1 protein-coding gene is annotated in these 9,564 nt (G+C 67.8%); it reads left to right on the forward strand.

What is annotated here, in order from left to right; genetic code table 11:
- Positions 1 to 34 precede the first annotated feature (34 nt).
- Entirely contained in the window at positions 35 to 9,478 is a 9,444-nt protein-coding gene (locus AC1D2E_RS25875) for a two-partner secretion domain-containing protein (RefSeq protein WP_478200055.1), read from the forward strand.
- Positions 9,479 to 9,564 lie beyond the last annotated feature (86 nt).

Raw genomic sequence — 9,564 nt, forward strand, 5'->3', positions numbered from 1 at the left:
GAGGGGCGGCGCGGCTGCCATAGAGAGAGAAACGATGAATCGCAATCTCCACAGGATCATCTTCAATGCCAGGCGCGGCATGCGCATGGTCGTTCAAGAAACCGCGCGCAGTGCCGGCAAGGCGGCTGGCACGACAGCCAAAGCGGTCGGTGTGACCGCCGCCGCGTTGCTCGCCGCATCGCCTGCGCCGGCGCAGATCGCAGGCGATCCGAACGCTCCGGGCAACCAGCGCCCGACCGTCTTGGCCGCGCCCAACGGGGTGCCCGTCGTGAACATCGTCACGCCCTCGGCAGCCGGGGTATCGCGCAACGTGTATCGGCAGTTCGACGTCAACGCCCAGGGCGCGATCCTCAACAACTCCCGCACGGCCGTGCAGTCGCAACTCGGCGGCTACATCGGTGCCAATCCATGGCTGGCGAGCGGCTCCGCGCGCGTCATCCTCAACGAAGTCAACAGTTCGTCGCCGAGCTACCTGCGTGGCTACGTGGAGGTCGCGGGACCGAAGGCCGAGGTGATCATCGCGAACCCCTCGGGCATCCAGGTCCAGGGCGGTGGCTTCATCAACGCGAACCGCGTCACGCTGACGACCGGCGTGCCGCAGCTCAACGCCTACGGCGGCATCGAGAGCTATCGCGTGAGCGGCGGGTCCATCGACGTGAGCGGAAGCGGCCTCGACGCCAGCGGGACCGAATTCGCAGCGCTGTATGCGCGCATGGTGTCGATCAACGCCGGCGTCTGGGGCGGCGGAGAGCTGCGCGTCGTGACGGGCGCGAACCAGGTGAGCGCCGATGGGGCGCCGGGCGTCGCCGCCAAGGTCGTGCCGATGGCGGGCAGCGGGCCCACCCCGCCGATCGCTTTCGACTCCGGCGCCTTGGGCGGCATGTACGCGCGAAAGATCTGGATCATGGGCACCGAGGCGGGCGTGGGCGCGCGCAACGCCGGCACGATCCAGACCGGCGCGGGTGACGCGAGGCTGATGGGCCTGGGCGAACTGACCGTGACGGCCTCCGGGAGGATCGAGAACACCGGCACGATCCAGGCTGCGGGCGCCGCGGTCATCACGGCGCCCACTTTCGCGAACAGCGGGACGGTGGTGGCCGCCGGCACGACGAAGATCGCCACGCAAGGCGACCTGGCCAACGCGGGCGGGACCATCGAGGGCCAGCGCATCGAGTTGGCGAGCGTGGCCGGCGATGTGAACAATGCCGGAACGATCCGGCAGACAAGCATGGTCGGGCTCGCGCTCGCAGCACCGACGCTCGTCAATACCAACGGCGGCACCATCGGCTACGAGCCCGTCGCCGATTCTTCTGGCGCAGGTGCGGGCGCGGGAAGCGGCTCCAGCGGGGGCAATTCTGGCGCGGGGGCCGGCACGGGCGGTGCGGGAGCGGGTTCGGGTACGGGGGGTGCCGCAGACCCGGGCGCGGGTGCGGGTGGCACGGCGGTCACGCCAGTGGCCCCGATCGCGCCCGGCCTCATCACCGCAGCCGGCACGATCCGAAACGACGGCGGTCGTGTCTATGCCGGCGGACCGATCGAACTGCAGACGCCCAACGTCTCGAACGCGGGCGGCAAGCTCGACGTCTCCAGTCTCGCGGTCTCCGGTCCCACCTTCAGCAATGCAGGGGGCACGCTCCACGTAGCGAACGGTTTCAGTGCCAACGTTGCGAGCTTCGAAAACAGCGGCGGCAAGCTGAATGCCGGCAGTCTCGACATCACGACCACGGGCGACCTGCTCAATCAGGACGGAACGCTCGCCAGCAATGGCAACGCCAATCTGCAGGTCGGCGGCAGGGTGAACAACCAGCGCGGGACGATATCGGCAACCGGCGCGCTCGATGCGCGCGTCGCGGGCGACATCCAGAACGCCTCGGGCTCGCTGCTTGCCAACCAGGCCGTCTCGATCCAGGGCCGCGCCTTCGACAACACGCTCGGAACCGTGGCCTCCGCAACGGCGGGCACGTCGCTTTCGGTCACGGACGCGCTCACGAACTCGGGCCAGATCGGCGCCGCGACCGACCTGGTCGCACGCGCCGGCTCGCTGACCAACACCGGCTTGCTGCGCGCGGGCAATGATGCAAGCATCGTTGTGGCGAACACCCTGACCAACGATGGCAGCATCACGGCTGGACGAAACGTCGTCGTCAGTGCCGCCACCCTGCAAGGCGGGCGCTCCGGTGTCCTCGGCGCGGGCATCAACGCCGATGGGAGCCCCGGAACGAACGGCGATCTGAATGTCACGGCGACCGGAGCCCTGGTGGCCCAGGGCAAGAACCTCGCGGCCGGCCAAGCGACGTTCCAGGGCGCGAGCGTCGATCTCTCGGGAAGCCAGACCGGCGCCGCGAACATCGCGATCACGGCCACGCAAGGGGACGTGACGACCAGCGGCGCCACCGTCGCCACAGCCGGTACGCTCAGCATCCGCGCCGACAGCCAAGGCGCACAGGCCCTGGTCAACCAGGGCGGAAAGCTCAATGCCGGCCAACTGGACCTGCACGCCTCGAACATCGCCAACACGGGCGGCGGCGAGATCGTCCAGACCGGCGCGGGCGCCACCACCATCGCCGTCGCCGGGTCGCTGAACAATGCCGGTGGGCGCATCGCGAGCAACGGGCAGGACCTGGCTCTCCAGGCCGCCGCCTTCACCAACATCCAGGGCAGCATCGAGCACGCCGGCAATGGCACGCTGTCGCTCAGGGGCGGCAGCTTCGAGGGTGCCGGCGGCAGCGTCGTGAGCAACGGCGCGCTCGTCGTTGGCCTGTCCGGCGCGTTCAACCAGGACGGCGGCAAGTTCAGTGCGCAGCAAGTCACCATCGACGCCGCCAGCATCGGCAACCGCGGCGGCGAGATCGTCCAGATCGGCGGCGGGGCGACGCACATCGCCGCCAGCGGCGTGCTCGACAACACTTCGGGAACGATCGCCACCAACGGCGCAGACCTGGGTCTGGCCGCCACCACCTTGGTCAACAAGGATGGAACCATCCAGCATGCCGGCACCGGGACGCTGAGCATCGACGCGCAGGCCTTCGACGGCGCGGGTGGTCGCATCGCGAGCAATGGCGCGTTGGCAGTGCATGCAGGCGACTTCAACCAGGCGGGTGGCGAACTCACGGCCCGACAGATCACCATCGATGCTGTCGATATCGACAACCGCAACGCCAAGATCACTCAACTGGGCGATGGCGCGACCCGCCTTGCGGCCTCCGGGCGCTTCGACAACACGGACGGCCAGATCGCGACCAATGGCCAGGACCTGCGCCTCTCGGGCGGCAGCTTCCTGAACACCCGCGGCGCCATCGCGCACGCCGGCACCGGCAACCTGGCGCTCGACGCCGGAAGCTTCGACGGCAACGCGGGCAGCATCGTGAGCAACGGCAGCCTGGTCGTCCAGGCCGGCGACTTCAGCCAGGACGGCGGCAGCATGGCCGCGCAGCAGATCCGGATCGATGCCGCAAGCCTGAGCAATCGTTCCGGCACCATCGTGCAAAGCGGCAACGGCAGCACCCGCATCGCGGTCACGGGTACCGTGGACAACACGCGCGGCCGGATCGCGACCAACGGGCAGGACCTGGACCTGCGCGCCGCGACGCTGCAGAACTCGGCCGGTGCGATCGAGCACGCGGGCGCGGGGACCTTGAATCTGGACGTCGGCGCATACAGCGCCACGCAGGGACATGTGACCGGCAATGGCGCGCTGGCCGTACGGGCCGGCACCTATGCGCAGGACGGTGGCGCGACCATTGCCCAGCAGATCACCATCGACGCGGTGGACATTGCCAACATCCACGGCGCGGAAATCGTCCAGGTCGGCACCGCGGCCATGCACATCGCCGCGACCGGCACGCTCAAGAACGACGGTGGCCGGATCGCCAGCAACGGCGCCGACATGACGCTCAAGGCCGGGGCGCTGTCCAACGCGCTGGGGCACCTCCAGCATGCCGGTACCGGGACGATGACGATCGATGCGGGCAACTTCGCAGGCGCCGGCGGCGAGATCACGTCCAACGGCGCGCTGGTCGTGCGCGCCGGGGATTTCAACCAGGCGGGCGTCACCACGGCGGCCCAGGTCACGATCGACGCGGCGGCGCTGGGCAACCGCGGCGGGCGGATCATCCAGACCGGGACCGGTGCCACGCGCATCACAGTCACCGGCGCCATCGACAACGGCGCCGGCGGCACGATCGCCAGCAACGGCGATGTTTCCGTCCACGCGGGCAGCCTGCTGAATCAGGGCGGCACGCTGCGCGCGGCCGGCGCCTCTGGCCTCGACCTCACCACCACCGGGCTGGTGGACAACGGCAGCGGCGGTGAAATCGGCGCGGGCGGAAACCTTGCCCTGAACGCCGGCAGTCTGCGCAATGACGCCGGGCGCATCACCGCCGTCGGCGACCTGGCCGCCAGTGTCGCGGGCGCGGCATCGAACGTGGGAGGAACACTGGCGGCCAACGGCGATACGACGATCACGGCTGGAAGTCTCGACAACACGCGCGGCGTGGCCGCAGCTGTGGAGGGTGCGTTGCGCGTGACCACCAGCGGCACCACCGTCAACGTCGGCGGAACGATGCAAGCCGGCGGCGATGTCGCCCTCACCAGTGGCGGCTTTGATAACTCGGAAGGCAAGGTGTTCGGCAACGCGCTGTCGATCGACACGCGCGGCAACGGTCTTTCGAATGCGCAGGGCACACTGGCCGCCGCGACCACGGTGGCGTTGAACTCGGGCGCGCTATTGAACGATGCCGGCCTGATCCAGTCCGGCGGCGCCATGACGGTGAACACGAACGGCCAGGCACTGAGCAACACGAATGCCGCAGGCCATGCAAGCGGCAAGGGTGGCATCACCAGCGCGGGCACGCTCGATATCGCCAGCGGCGCGTTGAGCAACGCGGGTGGCCATATCGGCTCGAAGGACGCGCTGACCGCCAACACGACAGACTTCTCCAACGTCAGCGGCGGAACCGTCTTCAGCCAGTCGAGCGTTGCCGTGGATACGCACGGTGCAAGCTACGACAACACGGGCGGCGTGACCCAGGCGGTGGGCGACCTGAGCGTGAACGCCGGCACCGTCCGGAACGCCGGCGGCCTGATCCGCTCTGGCGCGACGACGACGCTCACGGCAGGAGTGATCGACAACACCCACACGCAGGGCATCGACCAAGGCATCGAAGGCCGGAATGTTGCGTTGAACGTCGGCGATCTCGACAACACCTTGGGCGCAGTCCGGTCGGATGTCAAGACGACCATCACCAGCGGCGGCAGCGTCGACAACACGAACGGCCTGATCTCGGCGAACGAGACGCTGCGCATCGTCGACCCGAACGCCGCGAATCCCAACGCCAAGACGCTGGCCATCACCAACACCGGCGGGGTCCTCACGGCGAACAAGGCCCTCCAGCTGGACGCCGCCCGCTTCAGCGCCGACGGCACCGTCTCCTCGGGCCGGGACCTGAGCATCGCACTCACGCAGGACATCGTGAACAACGGCGAGGTGAGCGCCAATGGCGAGCTGAGGTATGTCACCACCGGCAACCTGACCAACAACGGCAAGCTGCTCGCGGGCGGCACCTTGACGGCCGGCGGCAACGTGGTGGAGAACACCGCCAACGCCGAGATGAGTGGCACCGACACGATCATCCAGGCCGGGACGCTCAACAACCGAGGCCTGATCGACAGCCATGGCCAGACGCGAATCGACGCGGGAACGGTCAACAACATCGGAACCGGCCGCATCTATGGCGATGCCGTCGCCATCGGCGCGGGCACGCTGAACAACGTCGCCGAGACCGTCGGGGGCGCGACCTCCGCCGCCACCATCGCGGCGCGCTCGACGCTGGACATCGGCGCGGGAACCCTCAACAACCGCGACGGTGCACTGATTTTCAGCGCGGGCGACATGTACATCGGCGGCGCGCTCGATGCCAACGGCTTCGCCACCGGCAAGGGCAGCGTTCTGAACAACGAAAGCGCCACCATCGAATCGCTCGGCGACATGTCGATCGCGATGGCGAACGTCAACAACATCGACACCCACTTGCAGGTGGTGCAGGAAACCAGGACCGAGCAGACGACCCACCTGTCGACGCTGGACGGCAAGACCTGGAGCAAGGACGACACGCGGGGCGACCCCTTCACGGGCCAGGTATGGCACCGCAATGCCGACGGCAGCGAAACGCTGGTCGGCATCAGCTACCTCGACTGGCAGATCACCGAGACCACCACCCGCGACGTCGCCACCCACACGGCGGCTGCCCGGCTGGCGGCCGGCGGCAACATGAGCATCGATGGCCATCTGCTGAACCGGGACAGCAAGGTGACCGCCGGTGGCGCGCTCACCGCCACCAGCGTGGACAACAGGGCGACCCAAGGCCAGTCCGCCACCAGCTACAGCGGCATGGCCACAGGCTACGACGGCTACGGCGTGGCGTTCTACCCCCTGACACCGTACTCGGACCCCGCCAAGACCATCGACATCGGCAGCTTCGAGTACACACCGAACACCCATGCCACGGCTGGCTACGACCCGGGTTCGGCGAGCGGCGTCAATGGACCGGGCGGCTCCGCAGGCCAGGCCGGTGGCGTTTCGGGCGGCAACGGACCCGGCACGGTCATCGAAGTGGCCTCGGCGGTCAGCGGGTCCTCGCGGGCCGACGGCGAACAGGCGGCGCGTCAGACCGGCAGCGTCGATCAGGCGGGTGGGTCGAACGCGGCGACAGCCGGCGGCAGCGGTGCAGGCGCCGCGGTCGGCAGTGCAGCAGCGAGCGCGACCGGCGCGGGCGCCGGCAACGGCGTCGCCGGTGCGCGCGATGTCCCGATGGTGGTGCGCACCAGCGCGCCGGATACGCGCTTGCCTACGGCAAGCCTGTTCCAGACGAAGCCCGGCGCCGGCAACTACCTCGTCGAAACCGATCCGCGTTTCGCGAACTACCGCCACTGGCTCAACAGCGACTACCTTCTCAACGCGATGGGCTTCGACGCCAACAGCGTGCAGAAGCGCCTGGGCGACGGCTTCTACGAGCAGAAACTGATCCGCGAGCAGGTGGCCCAACTCACCGGCTACCGTTATCTCGACGGCTACGCCAGCGACGAGGAACAGTACACGGCGCTGATGAACGCGGGCGTGACCTTCGCGCAGAAGTACCACCTGACACCGGGCATAGCGCTCACGGCCGAGCAGATGGCGCAACTCACGAGCGACATCGTGTGGCTGGTCGAGCAGACGGTGACGCTGCCGGACGGCAGCACGCAGCGCGTGCTCGTGCCGCAGGTGTATGTGCGCGTGCAGCCCGGGGATATTGACGGCTCGGGTGCATTGCTGTCGGCCGATCGCCTGACCATCAAGAACAAGGCGGGCGAAGGCGACTTCGCGAACAGCGGCACCATCGCCGGCCGCTCACTGGTGTCCATCACCGCCGACAACGTCAACAACCTGGGCGGGCGGATCTCGGGCGGCAACGTGGCGCTGGATGCCAGGGCCGACATCAACGTCATCGGCGGCACGGTCGATGCGCGCGACTCGCTGGCACTCACCGCCGGCAACGACATCAACATCCAGTCCACGACGTCTTCCTCCAGCAACGGGCAATCCAGCAAGACCAGCATCGACAGGATCGCAGGCGTGTACGTGACCAACCCGGGCGGCACGCTGGTGGCGAACGCCGGCCGGGATGTGAATCTCGTCGGCGCGATCCTCGAGAACAAGGGTGGCGGTCTCACGTCCGTCACGGCGAAGCGGGACATCAACCTCGGAACCGTCACCGAGAGCGATTCCTTCTTCGCCGTCGTCCCCGGCAAGGCCGTGAGTTCGTCCAGCAGCCGGGAGACCGGCAGCACGATCGCGACCAACGGCACGACCATCCTCAACGCCGGGAACGACATCAACGCCCGACAGGCTGACGTGAACGCCGGCGAGGGACTGCTCGTCGCCAACGCCGGGCGCAACCTCAACATCGTGGACGGCCAGGCGAAGGACAGCAGCGCCTTCATCTCACAGTCCACGAAGAAGAGCACGTTCTCCAAGACAACCACGACGATGACCGCGTCGCAGGAAAGCTCCACCAGCGTGGGCAGCAGCTTCCAGGGCGGGCTTGTCTCGCTGCATGCGGACAACAACGTCAACATCGTCGGCTCGCACGTCAGCGGCACGCAGGGCGTGAGCGTCACGGCCGGCAACGAACTCAACGTGGTCGAAGGCCGCGACACGCACAGCAGCAGCGCCAGCCTCGATCGCTCGAAGACATCGGGTTTGCCGGGGGCTATCACCCCGACCTTCGATTCCACCAAGAAGACTGGCAACACCCTCGAATCGAGCACCAACACTGCAGCGGCCGGCACCATCACCAGCAGTCAGGGCGGCGTCTACCTCGAAGGCGGCAACAGCGTGTACCTGCAGGGCGCCCAGGTCGATGCAGCCAAGGACCTGACGATCAAGGGCGGCGAGGTGACCATCGCCGGCGCCGTCAACGAGGCGGGCCTCACGGTCGGCAGCAGCAGTTCGACGAAGGTCAGCCCGCTCAGTGCCGACCCAGGGCGCAAGGCCAAGGGCGAAAACATCCAGGATGCCGACGCCAGCTCGCTGACGAACAGCAAGCTGAGCGGCGCCAACATCAGCATCACCGCCACCGGCGACAACGGCACCAGCGGCGCCGTCACCATCGCGGGCACCACCATCGACACKCCCGGCAAKYTCMAGCTCGAAGGCGACRGCGTCAACCTCGCGCTGCAATCGACCGARTCGAGCACGAGCCACACGGGCGGCAAGCGCAACCTGGTGTGGCAGAGCACCAAGGACTCGGGCACCACGGACGAGACGCTGCACTACAACCAGATCAACGCCGGCGCGCTGGAGGTCAATGCCAACCGCGTGACGGTGGGCATGAACGCCAAGGACAGCGTCGAAGCGCTGGCGCAGCAGCCGGGCATGGAGTGGATCGGCAAGGTCAACAGCGATCCGAACCTGGCCGGCAAGGTCGACTGGCAGGCGATCGAGGCGGCGCACAAGCAGTGGGACTACGGCAAGAGCGGGCTGACGCCCGAAGGCGCGGCCGTGGTGACGGCGGTCGTGACCTATCTGACCTGGGGGGCGGCTTCGGGCGTCGGAGCGGCGGCGGGTGATGCTGCCGCCGTCAGCGTCGGCCAAGGAATCGTGGTCGAAGGAGCGACCTTCGCAGCCGGGAGCACGGTTGGAGCTGTCGTCTCAGGTGCCGTGACGGCCGGTGTGTCCGCGCTGGCGGCGCAGGCATCGATCGCGCTCATCAACAACCAGGGCGACATCGGCGCAGCGCTGAAGGACCTTGGCAGCAGTTCGAGCGTCAAGAATCTGCTGACCGCTATTGCCACTGGCGGTGTCCTCGGCGGATTGAACATGAATCCGACGGGACTACCTACCACCGGAGGCGGCGCGGAAAAGTTCATGAGCCAGTTGGGCGACAACCTGACTGCGAGCGCCGTGATCTTGCCCCCGAAAAACGTACTCCATAGCTGATGGTCAAATTCAGTGATTGGAGAGAAGAGAAATGAGCAAGAGAAAAGACGGGCAACCGCGTGGCAGGTACACGCTCGAATTCAAGC

The sequence above is a fragment of the Variovorax sp. P1_H2 genome (assembly GCF_056405295.1).